The following is a 17,738-nucleotide window of genomic DNA, read 5'->3' as shown; positions in this document are numbered from 1 at the left end:
CCCAACGACGTAAGGATCGATTTGACCCACTCCTCTTCCCTTCCGCAGGACCGGCAGCGCTTCGCCTTCGCCGAGAGCCTTCGGGCCGACGCCCTGATGGGAGAGGACGTCGCCTGGAGTCACGAGATCGACGAGGAGCGTGACGGCGACCAGTACGACCGATCCGAGCGGGCCGCGCTGCGCCGCGTCGTGGGCCTGTCCACCGAGCTGGAAGACGTCACCGAAGTCGAGTACCGGCAGCTGCGCCTGGAGCGCGTGGTGCTGGTCGGCGTCTGGACGTCCGGCACGGTGCAGGACACGGAGAACTCCCTGGCGGAGCTGGCCGCGCTCGCTGAGACCGCGGGCGCCCTCGTGCTCGACGGGGTCATCCAGCGGCGCGACAAGCCGGATCCGGCCACCTACATCGGCTCGGGCAAGGCCCAGGAGCTGCGCGACATCGTGATCGAGACCGGCGCCGACACGGTGGTGTGCGACGGTGAGCTGAGCCCCGGCCAGCTGATCCACCTGGAGGACATCGTCAAGGTCAAGGTGGTGGACCGCACCGCCCTGATCCTCGACATCTTCGCCCAGCACGCCAAGTCCCGAGAGGGCAAGGCGCAGGTCTCGCTGGCCCAGATGCAGTACATGCTGCCGCGGCTGCGCGGCTGGGGTCAGTCGCTGTCCCGGCAGATGGGTGGCGGTGGCTCCGGAGCGGCGGGCGGCGGTATGGCCACCCGAGGCCCCGGTGAGACCAAGATCGAGACCGACCGGCGCCGTATCCGCGAGAAGATGGCGAAGATGCGCCGGGAGATCGCGGAGATGAAGACCGGCCGCGACATCAAGCGGCAGGAGCGCAAGCGACACCGGGTGCCCTCGGTCGCCATCGCCGGATACACCAACGCGGGGAAGTCCTCGCTGCTCAACCGGCTCACCGGCGCGGGTGTTCTGGTGGAGAACGCACTGTTCGCCACCCTGGACCCGACTGTGCGCCGGGCCGAGACGCCCAGCGGGCGGCTGTACACCCTCGCGGACACCGTCGGCTTTGTGCGGCATCTGCCGCACCACCTGGTCGAGGCGTTCCGCTCCACCATGGAGGAGGTCGGCGACGCCGATCTGATCGTCCATGTGGTGGACGGCTCGCACCCGATGCCGGAGGAGCAGCTGGCCGCCGTGCGCGAGGTGATCCGCGATGTGGGCGCGGTCGACGTGCCCGAGATCGTGGTGGTCAACAAGGCGGACATGGCGGATCCGCTGGTGCTCCAGCGGCTGCTGCGCCTCGAGAAGCGCGCCATCGCGGTGTCGGCCCGTACGGGGCAGGGCATCGACGAGCTGCTCGGGCTGATCGACGCCGAGCTGCCGCGGCCTCAGGTCGAGATCGAGGCGCTGGTGCCGTACACCCAGGGCAAGCTGGTCTCGCGCACGCATGCCGATGGCGAGGTGCTCTCCGAGGAGCACACCGCGGAGGGCACGCTGCTCAAGGCCCTGGTGCACGAGGAACTGGCCGCCGAGCTGCGGCGGTACGTACCCACGGCCACCCCCTCGCAGGGCTAGCCACACCCCTTCCACGACGAAGGCCCGCCTCCGGGAGACCGGGGGCGGGCCTTCGTCGTACGCGCCGAGGGCGCGCGGGCCCTCGCGGGGTGTGCGGGGCGCGGCGGCCGGCCAGGGCCGACCGCCGCGCCCTTCGTTCCGGCACGGCCGGATGGTTCTCCTGGCGTCCTACTGGTTGGCGAACTTCTTGCTGACCGCGTTGTAGAGGGCCTTCGCCTCGGGGCCGAGGTGCGGGCCGGCCAGCCAGGTGGCGTTGGACGGGCCGATCGAGGTGTTCGACACCAGCGCCGGCTTGCCGTTCGAGCCGGTCGCGACCCAGCCGCCGCCGGACGAACCCGCGGTCATGGTGCAGCCGATGCGGTACATCGTCGGCTGCTTGGCGTCGAGCGAGAGCCGGCCGGGCTTGTCCGTGCACTGGTTCATCTTCTGGCCGTCGAAGGGCGGCGCGGCCGGGTAGCCCGTGGCCGTGATCGCGCTGATCGACTTCACCGCCGGGGCGTTGAAGTCGACCGGCAGCGCGCCGCCGACCGTCTCCTCGAGCGACTTGCCGCCGCTGTTCTCCGGCTTCACATGCAACACCGCGAAGTCGTACGGGGCGCCCTTGCCACCGATGGCCGCGCCGTTGTCGATCCACTGCGAGGAGGTCTGCGCCCAGTCGGCCCACCAGACACCCTTGGGGGCCAGCTGTTCCTTGGTGGCGTTCTCCAGCTCGGCGGCCGACTTGCCGGCGTCGTTGTACGAGGGGACGAACATCAGGTTCTTGTACCAGCCGCCGCCCTTGCCCGCGTGGACGCAGTGGCCCGCCGTCCACACCAGGTTGGACTTGCCCGGGTGCGCCGGGTCCTGCACCACGGTGGCGGAGCAGACCATCGAGCCCTGGGGGCCGTCGAAGAAGACCTTGCCCGCCTCGGGGACGTTGGCGCTGTAGGGGCTCGCGACCTGCTTGGCCGTGACCGGCTGCGGGTCGGGGTCGGTTATGCCCTGGTCACCCGAGATGTCGTTGTCGTCGACCGGGGTGTCGGGCTCCTGGGCCTCCTTCATCCGGTCCGGCTTCCAGAGGTCCTTGATGATCGGGTTGATGAAGTCGCCCGCCTCACGCAGCCAGTCGTCCTTGTCCCACTTGTTCCAGGCGCCGTTCTTCCACTTGTCCAGGTCGATCCCGAGGTCCTTCAACTTGTCGTCGAGGTTGTCGGGAAGGGTGACGTCGCCGGCGTTCTGAGACGAGGAAGCGGTCGGCTCGGACTCCGCGTTGTCGTCCGAGGGGCCGCACGCCGTGGCGGTCAGCGCCAGCACCGAGGCGATGGCCGCGGCGGCCAGGAACCGTGAGCGCGAGGCTTGCTGGCGATTGGATGGCATGGACGGAACTCCCCCTGATGTTCTGGGCTGCTCTGAGTGCTGCTGTGAATTTGTCATGCACCGCCCCCGAGGATGGGACGGCCCCCACTATGCCGGTGCCGCCTACGACGGCCGGAGCCGGGTCCTTGGTTCCCAGTCACACGGATCTTCCGGTTGCCCGTGATCCCACGCCCCACGCGTCGTTGGTACGTGCGGGGGACAGCCGAAAGGCGCTCAGCAGCAGGAGGACCGAAGCCGTGCCCGCACCCGACATGCCGCACTCCCCCGGGGAACACCGCCCACACCTTCCGCCGGCACTGCGGACCGCCGCCGAGCGGTGCCAGGACGGAGCAGGCGCCGAGGCGGCGGTCGTCCCACGGCAGGGCCGCCGCACCGACAGCGCGCCCCGCGGTCAGAGCCCCGCGAGCCTCCCGGCCCCGCTGGGCGGCTCCCCGCGCGACGTCCCAGAGCTCGACCCGTACGACGCCCCGGACGATCCGCTGGACCACCCCGACCCCTGGGCCGCGGCGGACGCCTGCGCCACCGAGAACCTGTTGCGCTGCTGGGTACGCGAGAGCGGCGCCGCTCCCCCCGACGCGGACACCCTGCGCATCCCGCTCCCCGCCACCGACACCGCGCTGCTCGTGCCAGTGCGCCACTGGTCAGCCACCGGATGGCATCGCTTCGGCCCACCCGTGTTCGACGGCGGCGCCCAGGACGCGCCCGCCCTCGACGCGGTCACCCTCGCTTCCCTCCTCGGCCGGGAGGCGGACCACGGCACCGAGCGGCTCGGTGCCCGGGCCGGGACCACCGAACTCGTCGGCCGCGTCGCGAACTCCGTGCAGCACACCGCCCGGTTTCTGTCCCGCCGACGGGCCGCCCCCGCCGATCCCGCCACGGACACCCCCTTTCTGACCGCCGAACAGTCCCTTCTCCTCGGGCACCCCCTCCATCCCACGCCCAACAGCCGCGAGGGGCTCTCCGACGCCGAATCGGCCGTCTTCTCACCGGAGTCGCGTGGCTCCTTCCCCCTGCACTGGATCGCCGTCGACCGCTCCGTGCTGGCCTGTGACTCGGCCTGGACCGAACGCGGCCGGACCGTGCCCGCCGAACGGCTGGCCCTCTCGCTCGCGGGCCCCGACCCGGAACTTCCGCCGGGCACCGTCCCCTTGCCGCTGCACCCCTGGCAGGCCCGGGAGATCCGGTACCGCCCGGACGCCGCCGCGCTCTTCGACGCGGGGCTGTTGCACGACCTGGGACCGGCCGGCGAACACTGGCATCCCACCTCCTCCATCCGCACCGTGTACCGGACCGGCGCACCCGCGATGCTCAAGCTGTCGCTCGGCCTGCGGATCACCAACTCCCGCCGCGAGAACCTCCGCAAGGAGCTGTGCCGTGGCGTCGAGGTGCACCGGCTGCTGCGCAGCGGCCTCTCCGGGCAGTGGCGGGCGGCCTGCCCCGGGCGCCCCGGCTTCGACATCGTCCGCGACCCCGCCTGGCTCGCGGTCGACAAGCCCGACGGCACTCCGCTGACCGGAGTCGATGTCGTCATCCGGCACAACCCGTTCGGCCCAGGTGACGAGGCCGTGTGTCTGGCAGGCCTCACCTCGCTCCGCCCCTGGCCGGACCACAGCGCGATGTGCTCACGGCTCGAACGGATCGTCGCCCGGCTCGCCGCCCGCACCGGCCGCCGCCCCGCGACCGTCAGTGCCGAGTGGTTCCTGCGGTATCTGCACACCGTCGTACGGCCCGTGCTCTGGCTGGACGGGGAGGCCGGCATCGCCCTGGAGGCGCACCAGCAGAACACCCTGGTGCTGCTGGACATCGACGGCTGGCCGATCGGCGGCCGCTACCGCGACAACCAGGGCTACTACTTCCGTGAGTCCCGGCGCCCCGAACTCCAGCGGCGACTGTCCGATCTCGGGGCCCTCAGCGACACGTTCGTCTCCGACGAGGTCGCCGACGAACGGTTCGCCTACTACCTCGGCGTCAACAACATCCTGGGCCTGATGGGTGCGTTCGGCTCCCAGCGGCTCGCGGACGAGCACCTTCTGCTGGCCGCGCTCCGCCGCTTCCTCGCCGAGGCCGCGTCCGGCCCCGCGAAGACCCGCTCGACACTGCCCGCCAGGCTCCTGGAGGCGCCCACCCTGCGCTGCAAGGCCAATCTGCTCACACGGCTGCGCGGCCTGGACGAGCTTGTGGGCCCGGTGGATACCCAGTCCGTCTATGTCTCCATCCCCAACCCCCTGTTCCGATCGGTGACTTCCCACGCATGACGTCCACGGCCTGGCGCCCCACGACGCCCCGGTAACGACAAGAGGAGAGCGCCGCCATGCCGCCCACCGACTCCGGCACCGGCTCCAGCACCGAGGACACCCTCGACATGCGGCCGTCCGAGGAGCGCGCCGCACGCCTTGCCGAAGAGCACCTCGCCGGGGCGGAGGTCCCCGATCGGCCGGACCTGCTCGACGGGGTCGCCCAGTGGGGGGCCGCCGGCACGGCGGTGGGCGCCTTCCAGCTCGTACCGGTCCACCTCCAGCGCGATGTCGAGCTCATCGCCCGATGGATGAACGACCCGGCCGTCGCCGCCTTCTGGGAACTGTCCGGCCCCGACGAGACCACCGCGCGGCATCTGCGCGCCCAGCTCGACGGCGACGGCCGCAGCGTGCCCTGCCTGGGGGTCCTGGACGGGGTGCCGATGAGCTACTGGGAGGTGTACCGCGCGGACCTCGCCCCCCTGGCCCGGTACTACCCGGCCCGGCCGCATGACACGGGTCTCCATCTGCTCATCGGCAGCGTGCGCGATCGGGGCCGCGGCATCGGCACGGCCCTGCTGCGCGCCGTGGCCGACCTCGCCCTCGACCGGCGACCCTCCTGCGGCCGGGTGGTCGCCGAACCCGATCTGCGGAACAGCCCCTGCGTGGCGGCCTTCCTCGGCGCCGGCTTCCGTCTCGCCGCCGAGATGGAACTGCCCGACAAACACGCGGCCCTCATGCTGCGGGATCGCACCCTGCGCCACCTCCTGTGATCCGCCGGCGCCACTTCGCGCCTCTGCCTTCCATACACCGCCCGACCCGTTCCGGTTCCGCGCCAGGAGATCCGCCCCGTGATGTCAGTGCCGCCGCGTAGGCTGACAGGCCTATGACTGCATCGTCCCCGCCGCCACTCGCCGACCTGCTGCATGCCGCCGTCACCGCCGTCGGCGGCACCGAGCGCCCCGGCCAGGTCGCCATGGCCGAAGCCGTAGCCGAGGCGATCGGCGACAATTCCCATCTGCTGGCCCAGGCCGGCACCGGCACCGGAAAGTCCCTCGGCTACCTCGTGCCCGCCCTCGCGCACGGAGAGCGTGTCGTGATCGCCACGGCCACCCTCGCCCTTCAGCGTCAGCTCGTCGAGCGCGACCTGCCGCGCACCGTCGACGCCCTGCACCCGCTGCTGCGCCGCCGCCCCGAGTTCGCCATGCTCAAGGGCCGCTCCAACTACCTGTGTCTGCACCGCCTCCACGAGGGCGTGCCGCAGGAGGACGCCGAGTCGGGGGAAGCCGGGCTGTTCGACCCGTTCGAGGCCGCCGAGCCCACCAGCAAGCTCGGCAAGGACCTGCTGCGGATGCGGGACTGGGCCGATGAGACCGAGACGGGCGACCGCGACGATCTGACTCCCGGCGTCTCCGACCGCGCCTGGTCCCAGGTCTCCGTCTCCTCGCGGGAATGCCTCGGCGCGTCGAAGTGCGCCTACGGTGCCGAATGCTTCGCCGAGGCCGCCCGGGAGCGGGCCAAGCTGGCCGAGGTCGTGGTCACCAACCACGCGCTGCTCGCCATCGACGCCATCGAGGGCGCGCCCGTCCTGCCGAGCCATGAGGTGCTGATCGTCGACGAGGCCCATGAGCTGGTCTCCCGGGTCACCGGAGTCGCCAGCGGCGAGCTCACCCCGGGCCAGGTCAACCGCGCCGTGCGCCGCGCCGCCAAGCTCGTCAACGAGAAGGCGGCGGACGCCCTCCAGACCGCCGCCGAGACCTTCGAGCGGCTCATGGAGCTGGCGCTGCCCGGTCGCCTCGAGGGGATCCCCGAGGACCTCGGCTATGCCCTGATGGCGCTGCGCGACGCGTCGCGTACGGTCATTTCGGCGCTCGGCGCCACGCGTGACGCCTCGGTCCAGGACGAGGACGCCGTGCGCAAGCAGGCCCTCGCCTCCGTGGAGAACATCCACCAGGTGGCCGAGCGCATCGTGGACAGCTCCGAGTACGACGTGGTCTGGTACGAGCGGCATGACCGCTTCGGCGCCTCGCTGCGCGTCGCCCCGCTCTCGGTGTCGGGTCTGCTGCGCGAGAAGCTCTTCGAGGACCGGTCGGTGGTCCTCACCTCCGCGACCCTCAAGCTGGGCGGGGATTTCAACGGCGTGGCCGCCTCGCTCGGCCTCTCTCCCGAGGGCGTCCAGGGCGCCGACGGCGAGGAGGACGCCCCGCCCCCGTGGAAGGGGCTCGACGTCGGTTCGCCCTTCGACTACTCCAAGCAGGGGATCCTCTACGTCGCCAAGCATCTCGCCCAGCCCGGCCGCGAGGGCAGCCGCTCGGACATGCTCGACGAGCTCGCCGAGCTGGTGGAGGCCGCGGGCGGCCGGACGCTCGGCCTCTTCTCCTCGATGCGCGCCGCCCAGGCGGCCGCGGAAGAGCTGCGCGGCAGGCTCGACATGCCGATCCTGCTTCAGGGCGAGGAGACGCTCGGGGAGCTGATCCGCACCTTCGCCGCCGATGCCCGTACCTGCCTGTTCGGCACGCTCTCGCTCTGGCAGGGCGTCGATGTGCCCGGCCCGAACTGCCAGCTGGTGGTGATGGACCGGGTGCCGTTCCCGCGCCCCGACGACCCGCTGATGAGCGCTCGCCAGAAGGCCGTGGAGGAGGCCGGTGGCAATGGTTTCATGGCGGTAGCGGCCACACATGCCGCCTTGCTGATGGCTCAGGGGGCGGGCCGGCTCGTGCGCGCCTCCGGGGACCGCGGGGTCGTCGCCGTGCTGGACCCGCGTGTCGAGCGGGCCCGCTACGGCTCCTTTCTGCGCAAGTCCATGCCGGACTTCTGGTACACGACCGACCGCAATCAGGTGCGCCGCTCGCTGGCCGCCATTGACGCCGTGGCCAAGAAGGCCCAGGCGTAGCACGGCGCGGACACAGCAGGGCCCCGGAACCGGCGCAGAGGTTCCGGGGCCCGGTCACTGGGCGCGGAGGGTCGACGCGCCTGGACCCGCCGAGCTCAGACCCGGCGCAGCACCGCGACCACCTTGCCCAGGATGGTCGCCTCGTCGCCAGGGATCGGCTGGTACGCGGCGTTGTGCGGGAGGAGCCACACATGGCCGTCCTCCCGCTTGAAGCGCTTGACCGTCGCCTCTCCGTCGAGCATCGCGGCGACGATGTCGCCGTTCTCGGCGACGGGCTGGCGGCGCACCGTCACCCAGTCACCGTCGCAGATGGCGGCCTCGATCATGGAGTCGCCCACGACCTTCAGGACGAAGAGCTCACCGTCACCGACGAGCTGCCGGGGGAGCGGGAAGACGTCCTCGACGGACTCCTCGGCGAGGATCGGGCCACCGGCCGCGATCCGGCCGACCAGGGGAACGTACGAGGCGGCGGGCTTGCCGGTGGTGTCGGCGGGCTGGGCGCTGGGCTGGTCGGAGCCGCGCACCTCGTACGCCCGGGGCCGGTGCGGGTCGCGCCGCAGAAAGCCCTTGCGCTCCAGAGCCATGAGCTGATGGGCGACGGAGGAGGTGCTGGAGAGGCCCACCGCCTGCCCGATCTCACGCATGGACGGCGGGTAGCCGCGCCGCTGCACAGAGTCGCGAATGACCTCGATGACCCGGCGCTGCCGGTCGGTCAGCCCGGAGCTGTCCGCCCGGATGCCTGGAGGTCGGCCGGGTAGGGAGCGCGCGGGCTTCTGCCCCTCCGGGTTCGTGGCTGCGTCATTCATCGGGTGGCCCTGGTTCATCGCGTGCGTGTGTTCGAGTCGGCTCTGGGAACGCTCCTGGGCGGTGATGGTGGCGCTCTCTGTGGTGGTGGTCACGACGGCCCCTCTCGAGATGTTCTCCCTAGTAGGGCAACGGTAGTTGCTTTCGAAAGGTTGCGCCAAACACACGTTCGAGTGAAATTTCGCAGATGAGCTGACGTGATCACAGGATTGGGTGTATAGGGCGATTGATGTGGTGGTCGGTGAGGCGGTGCCCAGTCTGACATCCTCACCCCCGGTGGCGTGGCGGCCGGTGGGCTTCGCGTAGTCTCGTGCCTGCTCGCGAGTCGGGACACGCCGCCGCTGCGGCTGGATGTCAGGCACCACATCTAGTGGTTAGATGGAGTCAGCCGCCCACAGATTGTGGTCCCCGGTTATTCGCAACCGAGCGCTTCGCCTATGCTTGTGGTCGCTTCGAAAGGCCTGTGAGGGCCGGTCGAAGCATGCCGAAGCACATCAGCTATACGCCGTTCTTGAGGGTGAGGAGGGTACGGAGTCATGCACTGCCCCTTCTGCAGGCACCCCGACAGTCGAGTCGTCGACAGCCGGACCACCGACGACGGTTGTTCGATTCGCAGGCGCCGCCAGTGCCCCGACTGCTCGCGTCGCTTCACGACCGTGGAGACCGCGTCACTGATGGTGATCAAGCGGAGTGGGGTCACCGAGCCCTTCAGTCGCGACAAGGTCATCTCCGGGGTGCGCAAGGCGTGCCAGGGCCGCCCGGTCACCGAGGACGCCCTCGCCAAGCTCGGTCAGCAGGTGGAAGAGGCCGTGCGGGCCACCGGCAGCGCGGAGCTGTCCACCCATGACGTGGGGCTCGCCATACTCGGCCCGCTCCAGGAGCTCGACCTCGTCGCATACCTCCGCTTCGCCTCCGTCTACCGCGCCTTCGACTCCCTCGAGGACTTCGAGGCCGCGGTCACGGAGCTGCGCAACCAGCAACGGCCTCCCGCGAACGACCGCGGGCCCGGCGCCGACGGGGCCGCGGAGGTCCCCGCGCCCGCCACCGCCACCGACTGAGTCGCGGCGGCCAAGGCCTGCCGGGGGCGTAGTGCCCTCGGATGAACGACATACACCGTGCCGCGGGAAGAAAACGGCACATCAGGGCGTTTTTGCCCGTACAGGGAGGCGGAATGACAGAGACGACGAGCGGCCCGGCACGAGGTTCCCGCTCCAAGGGAAGCAAGGCGGCCAAGGGCCTGCGTATCGAGCGCATCCACACCACCCCCGGCGTGCATCCGTACGACGAGGTGGTCTGGGAGCGCCGTGACGTCGTCATGACCAACTGGCGCGACGGTTCGATCAACTTCGAGCAGCGTGGCGTCGAGTTCCCCGACTTCTGGTCGGTGAACGCGGTCAACATCGTCACAAGCAAGTACTTCCGCGGCGCGGTCGGTTCTCCGGACCGCGAGTCGAGCCTGAAGCAGCTCATCGACCGGGTGGTGCGCACCTACCGCCGGGCCGGTGAGGAGCACGGCTACTTCGCCTCCCCCGCGGACGCCGAGATCTTCGACCACGAGCTCACCTACGCCCTGCTGCACCAGGTCTTCAGCTTCAACTCGCCGGTCTGGTTCAACGTCGGCACCAAGCAGCCGCAGCAGGTCAGCGCCTGCTTCATCCTCTCCGTCGACGACTCCATGGAGTCGATCCTCGACTGGTACAAGGAAGAGGGGATGATCTTCAAGGGCGGCTCCGGAGCCGGCCTGAACCTCTCCCGTATCCGCTCCTCCAAGGAGCTTCTCTCCTCCGGCGGCAATGCCTCCGGGCCGGTCTCCTTCATGCGCGGCGCCGACGCCTCCGCCGGGACGATCAAGTCGGGCGGCGCGACCCGCCGGGCCGCCAAGATGGTCGTCCTCGACGTCGACCACCCGGACGTCGAGGCATTCATCGAGACCAAGGTGAAGGAGGAGGAGAAGATCCGCGCGCTGCGCGACGCGGGCTTCGACATGGACCTGGGCGGGGACGACATCACGTCCGTCCAGTACCAGAACGCCAACAACTCGGTCCGGGTGAACGACACGTTCATGAAGGCCGTGGAGTCCGGCTCGAAGTTCGGACTGCGCGCCCGGATGACCGGCGAGACCCTCGAAGAGGTCGACGCCAAGGCGCTCTTCCGCAAGATGGCCGAGGCGGCCTGGGCCTGCGCCGACCCGGGCATCCAGTACGACGACACGATCAACCACTGGCACACCTCGCCGGAGACGGGCCGGATCACCGCCTCCAACCCCTGTAGCGAGTACATGCACCTGGACAACTCCTCGTGCAACCTCGCCTCGCTCAACCTGATGAAGTTCCTCGACGACGATGAAGCGGGCCGCCAGCGCTTCGACGCCGTGCGCTTCGCCAAGGTCGTCGAACTCGTCATCACCGCGATGGACATCTCCATCTGCTTCGCGGACTTCCCGACCGAGAAGATCGGCGAGACCACCCGCGCCTTCCGTCAGCTGGGCATCGGCTACGCCAACCTCGGCGCCCTCCTGATGGCCACCGGCCACGCCTACGACAGCGACGGCGGCCGGGCCCTGGCCGGGGCCATCACCTCGCTGATGACCGGCACGTCCTACCGGCGCTCCGCCGAGCTGGCGGCGGTCGTCGGCGCGTACGACGGCTACGCCCGCAACGCCGACGCCCACAAGCGCGTCATGAAGCAGCACTCGGACGCCAACGGCGCCGCCAAGCGCATGGACGACCTGGACACGCCGGTGTGGGCCGCGGCCACCGAGGCCTGGCAGGACGTGATCCGCCTCGGTGAGAAGAACGGCTTCCGCAACGCCCAGGCGTCGGTGCTCGCACCGACCGGCACCATCGGCCTGATGATGGACTGCGACACCACGGGCATCGAGCCGGACCTGGCCCTGGTCAAGTTCAAGAAGCTCGTCGGCGGCGGCTCCATGCAGATCGTGAACAACACGGTCCCCAAGGCGCTGAAGCGGCTCGGCTACCAGCCGGAGCAGGTGGAGGCGATCGTCGCCCACATCGCCGAGAGCGGCAACGTCATTGACGCGCCGGGGCTGAAGCCCGAGCACTACGAGGTGTTCGACTGCGCGATGGGCGAGCGCTCCATCTCGCCGATGGGCCATGTGCGGATGATGGCCGCGGCCCAGCCCTTCCTGTCGGGCGCGATCTCCAAGACGGTCAACATGCCGGAGTCGGCCACCGTCGAGGAGATCGAGGAGATCTACTTCGAGGGCTGGAAGCTGGGCCTGAAGGCCCTGGCGATCTACCGCGACAACTGCAAGGTCGGCCAGCCGCTCTCCGCCAAGAAGAAGGAGGAGAAGCCCGCCGAGCAGGCCGCGCCCGAGGCCGAGAAGGTCGTCGAGTACCGCCCGGTCCGCAAGCGCCTCCCCAAGGGCCGCCCCGGCATCACGACCTCCTTCACGGTGGGCGGCGCCGAGGGCTACATGACGGCGAACTCCTACCCGGACGACGGTCTCGGCGAGGTCTTCCTGAAGATGTCCAAGCAGGGCTCGACCCTCGCGGGCATGATGGACGCCTTCTCGATCGCCGTCTCGGTCGGCCTCCAGTACGGCGTGCCGCTGGAGACCTACGTCTCGAAGTTCACCAACATGCGCTTCGAGCCGGCCGGGATGACGGACGACCCGGACGTGCGGATGGCGCAGTCGATCGTCGACTACATCTTCCGCCGGCTGGCGCTGGACTTCCTGCCCTTCGAGACCCGGTCGGCGCTCGGCATCCACTCCGCGGAGGAGCGCCAGCGCCACCTGGAGACCGGTTCGTACGAGCAGTCCATCGACGACGCCGAGGTGGACGTCGAGGGCCTGGCACAGTCGGCCCCGCGCCACGTGGACGCCCCGCAGGCCGCCACCTCCAAGCCGCGCGCCGTCCCCCCGGCGCCGAAGCAGGCGCACAGCTCCACCGAGCTCGCCGAGATCCAGTTCGGGCTGAACGCCGACGCGCCGCTGTGCTTCTCCTGCGGGACGAAGATGCGCCGGGCGGGCAGCTGCTACCTGTGCGAGGGCTGCGGTTCGACCAGCGGCTGTAGCTGATCACCGGCCCTTCGGGGACGAACCGCTGAGGCGGGGTGCGGGCCTTCGGACCGTGCCCCGCCTTTGGCGCTCTTTGCCGCTCGTTGGGGCTCTTCGGGGCGTGCGCGGGGCGCACGGCCGCGCGGAACCTCGAACGTGCTGCCGCCGGGCGACCCTCACGCGTAGTCCACTCCTTCAGTCCGTGATGCGGGCCACCTATGGGGCCGTACGATGGCGCGGTGCTGGTCAAGTGGATTCGCTGCACCGTGGTGGACCGCCGCGGTTTCGAGCGGGGGCAGCGGAAATGGGCGGGGTTGCTCGGTGAACCGGGATTCCGGGGGCAGGGCGGTGGCTGGAGCCGGGGGCGGCCGAACGTGGCGCATGTCTTCGCGTTCTGGGAGAGCAGGGCGTTCTACGACTCCTTCATGGCGCGCTCGCACGACCGGCTGGCGGCGGCGCAGTCGGGTACGTACAGAGACATGCAGGTGCGGCTGTTCGAGCACCGCTTCGATGTGAAGGTGGGCTTCCAGCCGCGGTTCACCGACGCGGACGTGGTGCGGGTGGCGCACAGCCGGGTGCACGCGGACCGGGTGGAGCACTTCACGCTGGTGCAGGAGAAGGTGTGGAATCCGGCGATGGCCGGGTCGCCGGGGATGTTGCGCGGGGTGTTCGGAGAGGCTCCCGGAAATGAGTTCCTCGTGCTGTCGATGTGGGACTCGGCCGCCGAGCACGGCAAGTACCGCACCGAGCGGGTGGAACGCCTCGGGCTGCGCGCGCAGACCGAGGCGGATGTGGCCGCGATCGCGGGCGATGTCGTCGGCATCGAGTCCTCCTGGACGGTGTGAACGCGAGACCGGCTGCCGGGCCGCCGGTCACCGGCCGCCAGTGCGAGATGGGCGACGACAGACCGGTGGCCTAGGGTGGCCGCATGGCACGACCCCGGCGCATCGTTCTCGTACGGCATGGCGAATCGGAGGGGAACGTCGATGACACCGTGTACGAACGGGTGCCCGACCATGCCCTCAGGCTGACGGAGACCGGGCGGCGGCAGGCGGTCGAGGCGGGCAAGCGGCTGCGCGCGACCTTCTCCGACGAGCGGGTCTCGGTCTATGTGTCGCCGTACCGACGCACCCACCAGACCCTGGACCTGTTCGGCCTCGACCCGGCGCGCACCCGCGTCAGGGAGGAGCCCCGGCTGCGTGAGCAGGACTGGGGAAACTGGCAGGACCGGGAGGACGTCCGCAAGCAGAAGGCCTACCGGGACGCCTACGGGCATTTCTTCTACCGCTTCGCCCAGGGCGAGTCGGGCGCCGATGTCTACGACCGGGTGGGCGCCTTCCTGGAGAGCCTGTGGCGCAGCTTCGAGGACCCCGGCCACCCGCCGAACGTCCTGCTGGTGACCCACGGGCTGACCATGCGGCTGTTCTGTATGCGCTGGTTGCACTGGACCGTCGCGGAGTTCGAGTCGCTGTCCAACCCGGACAATGGCGAGACGCGGACCCTGCTGCTCGGCTCCGACGGGCGCTACCACATCGACCGGCCCTTCCAGCGCTGGTGCGCCCCCGAACCCTACGGCCTGACCAGTTGGAGTGCGTGGGCATGACCGACGACCGATTCCAGCGGGCCCTGCGGAGCCTGCGTGGGCTGGCCGTGGGCGACGCCCTCGGCTCCCAGTTCTTCGTGCCCGTCAACTATCCGCTGCTGGGTCGGCGCGAGCTGCCGCCCGGCTCCTGGCAGTGGACGGACGACACCGAGATGGCCGGCTCCGTGCTGGCCGTCCTGGCCGCCCACGGCCGCATCGACCAGGACGCGCTCGCCCGGTCCTTCGCCGAGCACCATGACTTCGACCGAGGCTACGGCCCCGCCGTGAACCGGATGCTCCGGCTGATCAGACAGGGCGGGGACTGGCGGGAGCTGGCCGCGGGCCTCTTCCAGGGACAGGGCTCCTGGGGCAACGGCGCCGCGATGCGGATCGCGCCGCTGGGCGCCTGGTACGCGGGCGACCCGGAGCAGGCCACGCACCAGGCGGAGATCTCCGCGTACACCACGCACCAGCACCGGGAGGCCGTGGCGGGAGCGATGGCGGTGGCAGCGGCGGCGTCGCTGGCCGGCGACCCGGCCGGCGCGGGCGGGCCGGAGGCCCTGCTGGACCGGGTGATCTCGCTGGTGCCGCGCAGCGCCGTCCAGGCCGGGCTGCGCCGCGCCCGCGACATGCTCGACTACGCGGACGCCGGGACCGTCGCCGCGGTGCTCGGCTGCGGCCGCCGGACCAGCGCGCACGACACCGTGCCGTTCGCCCTGTGGGCGGCGGCCCGCCACCTCGGCGCCTTCGAGGAGGCGTTCTGGGCAACCGCCCAGGTGGGCGGGGACGTGGACACCAACTGCGCCATCGTCGGGGGTGTCCTCGCGGCCGCGGAGGCCGGTGCGCCGCCGGGCGAGTGGCAGGGCCGTACCGAGCCGCTCCCGGACTGGGTCCCGACGTCGGGCTGACAGGCGCTGACAGTCGCTGACGTGGGATGACACGGGGTGCCACCGGGGCCTGCGCCCGACGAGCGACCCGCGCCGGCGAACCGCCCGCCATCGGTGTCGGGTTGAGCGGCGCCGCCCCGCGGGGCCCGGTCGCGGGCCGCCGGGCGGAACCCGGTGCACGGCTGCCGCCCGGGCGGCGTAATCTTGTCCTCGCCATGGCCTACGAACCGCCCACTCACCGCGTCGAGCGCTCGCTCCGCGCCACCACAGGCGCCAAGATCGTCGTCGGAGTCGACGAGGTCGGGCGCGGGGCCTGGGCCGGTCCCGTGACGGTCTGCGCAGCGGTCACCGGCCTGCGGCGACCGCCGGCCGGACTCACCGACTCCAAGCTGCTGAGCCCCAAGAAGCGCACGGCGCTGGCTCAGGAGTTGGAGACGTGGGTGACCTCGTACGCCCTTGGCCACGCCTCGTCCGAGGAGATCGACGCCCTGGGGATGACGGCGGCCCTCCGGCTCGCCGCCACCCGTGCGCTCGAGGGGCTGTCCGTGCGCCCCGACGCTGTGATACTCGATGGGAAGCACGACTACCTGGGCGAGCCCTGGAAGGTCCGTACGGTCATCAAGGGCGACCAGTCCTGCGTGGCCGTCGCCGCGGCCTCGGTGATCGCCAAGGTCCGGCGGGACGCGCTGATGACCGAACTGGGAGCCGCCCACGCGGACTTCCGCTTCGGTGACAACGCGGGGTATCCGTCGCCCGCGCACCGCGCCGCTCTGGTGGAGTTGGGTCCCACCCCCTACCACCGGCTGTCCTGGTCCTACCTGGACGGGCTGCCCCGCTGGCGGCACCTCAAGCGGGTCCGCAGTGTGCCCGGACCGGCCGACGCGGAGGATCACGGTCAACTCGGCTTCGACTTCTGAACGCATTTTTCCACCCACCCGCCGATGCGACTCGCACCGGCGTTTGATAGACATCACCCCATGCCTCTCATCCCCGAGGAGCCTCAGATTCACGAGAGTGTCCCGGGTCCTCGCGCGACGCCGGCCGCAGGCCGCACCGCGCCGACCCCTCGTCCTGTTCCTGGCCCCGGCCCCCGGCCCGCCCCTCGGCGGCCCGGCAGCCCCGGTCCCAACCGCGGTTCCACCGCGACCCCCTCGGCCCCGTCCCAGCGCACCGCGGGTGACGTGGCGAAGCCCGGACCGCCCACCGCGGCGGCCAAGCCCGGGCCGCCCGCCGCCTCCGCGCCGACCGGCCCGCAGATCCAGCTGATCCCCGCCTCGCCGGAGGGGGCTCTGGACGCGGCGGACGAGGCCGTCGACCTGCTGCTGGACTCCGGCCGGGCACCCGGCGACATCCTGGTGCTGACCACCGGGGAACAGCATCCGTGGGCGACGCATGAGCTCTCCTTCGGAGAGGCGTCGTACTGGGCGCAGCAGGAAGCCGGTGACGATGTCTTCTACGCCTCCGCCGCCGCCGACCGCACCACGGCCCGTCCGGTCGTGGTCGTCGCGGTCGACGGAGGAGCCGACGACACCGTCGCCCGGGCGCTGCCCGAGGCGATGAGGCGCGCCGGAACGCTGCTGATCGTCTGCGGTGACCCGCAGCGGATCAACGCCCTGCTCGCCGCGGGCGTCTGATCGCGCGGTCGCTCACACGGCCGCGGAGCGGCGCAGCGCCTCGTGCGCTTCGCCGCGCGGGTACGGCACGGCTGTCGTGACACCGTCACCGGTAGCGGTGGCGGTGTCGAGGCGGCTGTGGAGGGAGGCGGAGTGCGGCCGACGGCCGCCCCGCCCCTCACCCAGCACCTGCCAGCCGGCGCGGGTCAGTGTGATGTAGGCGCCACAGCGCAGGCCGTGCAGGGTGCAGGCATCGCGCAGGCCCCACATCCAGGCGCCGTCCTCCTCCGTCCACTGGCTCTCGCCCTCCCGGCAGTAGAGCAGCACGGCGGTACGGACGGGCGTGCGGCGCCGCAGGTCGTGTGGGATGACCCGGCGCAGCTGGGCCAGCAGCGCGTTCCGGAACTCCCAGCCGTCGGCGGCCGAGGAGCCGCGCCGGGTGAACGAGGCACTGGCCGCCAGCCGTTCCTCCGGGTCCAGGACCGCGATGACAGCCGTCGAGGGCCTGGGCAGATGACGGCTGTGGAGGCCGGTGACGACCTCGCGCGGGTTGCGCAGCAACGGGATGCCGGCGGCGGCCCACTCGGCGGGCTCGAGCATCCGGCCCAGGCGGGAAACGGGGTCGGCGGCCGGCGGCGGTGCGAAGCCGAAGGTCACGGTCCTCCCTTCGTCTGCGCGCCCACGGTCCGTGCGAAGGGTCGGGCACGGGCGCACGCCACGACACAGCTCCGGCGCACCACGGGCGGGCCGGGAGTGGGGAACTCTTCAATTCTTGCGGTCGTACAGGCGCGCGGCAACGAGCAATTGGCGCGACT

The 17,738-nt window shown here is 71.1% G+C and carries 14 protein-coding genes; 11 read left to right on the top strand and 3 right to left on the bottom strand.

The annotated features are described in order from the left end of the window. The first annotated feature begins 21 nt into the window (after window positions 1-21). The gene (gene hflX, locus ABTY62_RS27560; RefSeq protein ID WP_352132090.1) at window positions 22-1,530 is read left to right on the top strand and encodes a GTPase HflX; all 1,509 of its coding nucleotides are present in this window, start codon (window positions 22-24) and stop codon (window positions 1,528-1,530) included. Between the two features lie 168 nt (window positions 1,531-1,698). Here hflX and ABTY62_RS27555 read toward each other — a convergent pair whose 3' ends face one another. Next, window positions 1,699-2,886 (bottom strand): trypsin-like serine peptidase, encoded by a 1,188-nt coding sequence (locus ABTY62_RS27555; protein ID WP_352132089.1) that lies wholly within the window; start codon window positions 2,884-2,886, stop codon window positions 1,699-1,701. A 251-nt stretch (window positions 2,887-3,137) separates the two neighbouring features. Here ABTY62_RS27555 and ABTY62_RS27550 point away from each other — a divergent pair, with 251 nt between their 5' ends. The 3 genes from ABTY62_RS27550 to ABTY62_RS27540 all read left to right on the top strand — a co-directional run bounded on the left by ABTY62_RS27550 (window position 3,138) and on the right by ABTY62_RS27540 (window position 8,013). Further along, window positions 3,138-5,141, top strand: coding sequence for an IucA/IucC family protein (locus tag ABTY62_RS27550; protein ID WP_502997530.1), 2,004 nt, complete (start codon window positions 3,138-3,140; stop codon window positions 5,139-5,141). 56 nt (window positions 5,142-5,197) lie between these two features. Next, complete coding sequence (locus ABTY62_RS27545) at window positions 5,198-5,893, top strand: GNAT family N-acetyltransferase (RefSeq protein WP_352132087.1); 696 nt, start codon at window positions 5,198-5,200, stop codon at window positions 5,891-5,893. 113 nt (window positions 5,894-6,006) lie between these two features. After that, entirely contained in the window at window positions 6,007-8,013 is a 2,007-nt protein-coding gene (locus ABTY62_RS27540; RefSeq protein ID WP_352132086.1) for an ATP-dependent DNA helicase, read from the top strand. Between the two features lie 95 nt (window positions 8,014-8,108). Here ABTY62_RS27540 and lexA read toward each other — a convergent pair whose 3' ends face one another. Then, the gene (lexA, locus tag ABTY62_RS27535) at window positions 8,109-8,912 is read right to left on the bottom strand and encodes a transcriptional repressor LexA (protein ID WP_352132085.1); all 804 of its coding nucleotides are present in this window, start codon (window positions 8,910-8,912) and stop codon (window positions 8,109-8,111) included. Window positions 8,913-9,353: 441 nt separating this feature from the next. On the opposite strand from lexA, the gene nrdR reads away from it, so the two are divergent. The 7 genes from nrdR (at window position 9,354) to ABTY62_RS27500 (ending at window position 16,944) form a co-directional block, all read left to right on the top strand. After that, window positions 9,354-9,875 (top strand): transcriptional regulator NrdR, encoded by a 522-nt coding sequence (gene nrdR, locus ABTY62_RS27530; RefSeq protein ID WP_311723797.1) that lies wholly within the window; start codon window positions 9,354-9,356, stop codon window positions 9,873-9,875. A 113-nt stretch (window positions 9,876-9,988) separates the two neighbouring features. Further along, the gene (locus ABTY62_RS27525; protein ID WP_352132084.1) at window positions 9,989-12,862 is read left to right on the top strand and encodes a vitamin B12-dependent ribonucleotide reductase; all 2,874 of its coding nucleotides are present in this window, start codon (window positions 9,989-9,991) and stop codon (window positions 12,860-12,862) included. 218 nt (window positions 12,863-13,080) lie between these two features. Beyond that, window positions 13,081-13,686 carry a YdbC family protein gene (locus ABTY62_RS27520; protein WP_352132083.1) on the top strand — a complete coding sequence of 202 codons (606 nt, stop codon included), beginning with the start codon at window positions 13,081-13,083 and terminating at the stop codon, window positions 13,684-13,686. 83 nt (window positions 13,687-13,769) lie between these two features. Continuing rightward, window positions 13,770-14,444 (top strand): histidine phosphatase family protein, encoded by a 675-nt coding sequence (locus ABTY62_RS27515; protein WP_352132082.1) that lies wholly within the window; start codon window positions 13,770-13,772, stop codon window positions 14,442-14,444. Further along, on the top strand, window positions 14,441-15,331 hold the full coding sequence (locus ABTY62_RS27510) for an ADP-ribosylglycohydrolase family protein (RefSeq protein WP_352132081.1): 891 nt from the start codon (window positions 14,441-14,443) through the stop codon (window positions 15,329-15,331). The genes ABTY62_RS27515 and ABTY62_RS27510 overlap by 4 nt, the downstream gene beginning before the upstream one ends. A 194-nt stretch (window positions 15,332-15,525) precedes the next feature. Further along, window positions 15,526-16,227 (top strand): ribonuclease HII, encoded by a 702-nt coding sequence (gene rnhB / locus ABTY62_RS27505; protein WP_311723791.1) that lies wholly within the window; start codon window positions 15,526-15,528, stop codon window positions 16,225-16,227. A gap of 60 nt (window positions 16,228-16,287) precedes the next feature. After that, complete coding sequence (locus tag ABTY62_RS27500) at window positions 16,288-16,944, top strand: hypothetical protein (RefSeq protein WP_352132080.1); 657 nt, start codon at window positions 16,288-16,290, stop codon at window positions 16,942-16,944. A gap of 12 nt (window positions 16,945-16,956) precedes the next feature. On the opposite strand, the gene ABTY62_RS27495 is transcribed toward ABTY62_RS27500, so the two are convergent. After that, a complete protein-coding gene (locus ABTY62_RS27495; RefSeq protein ID WP_502997529.1) occupies window positions 16,957-17,580 on the bottom strand; it encodes a hypothetical protein in 624 nt (207 codons plus the stop codon). Window positions 17,581-17,738 lie beyond the last annotated feature (158 nt).

This window comes from Streptomyces sp. NPDC097640, from assembly GCF_040302705.1.
GTDB lineage: Bacteria > Actinomycetota > Actinomycetes > Streptomycetales > Streptomycetaceae > Streptomyces.
Note: the sequence above shows the minus strand (reverse complement) of the source record. Positions and strands in the feature narration are given on the sequence as shown.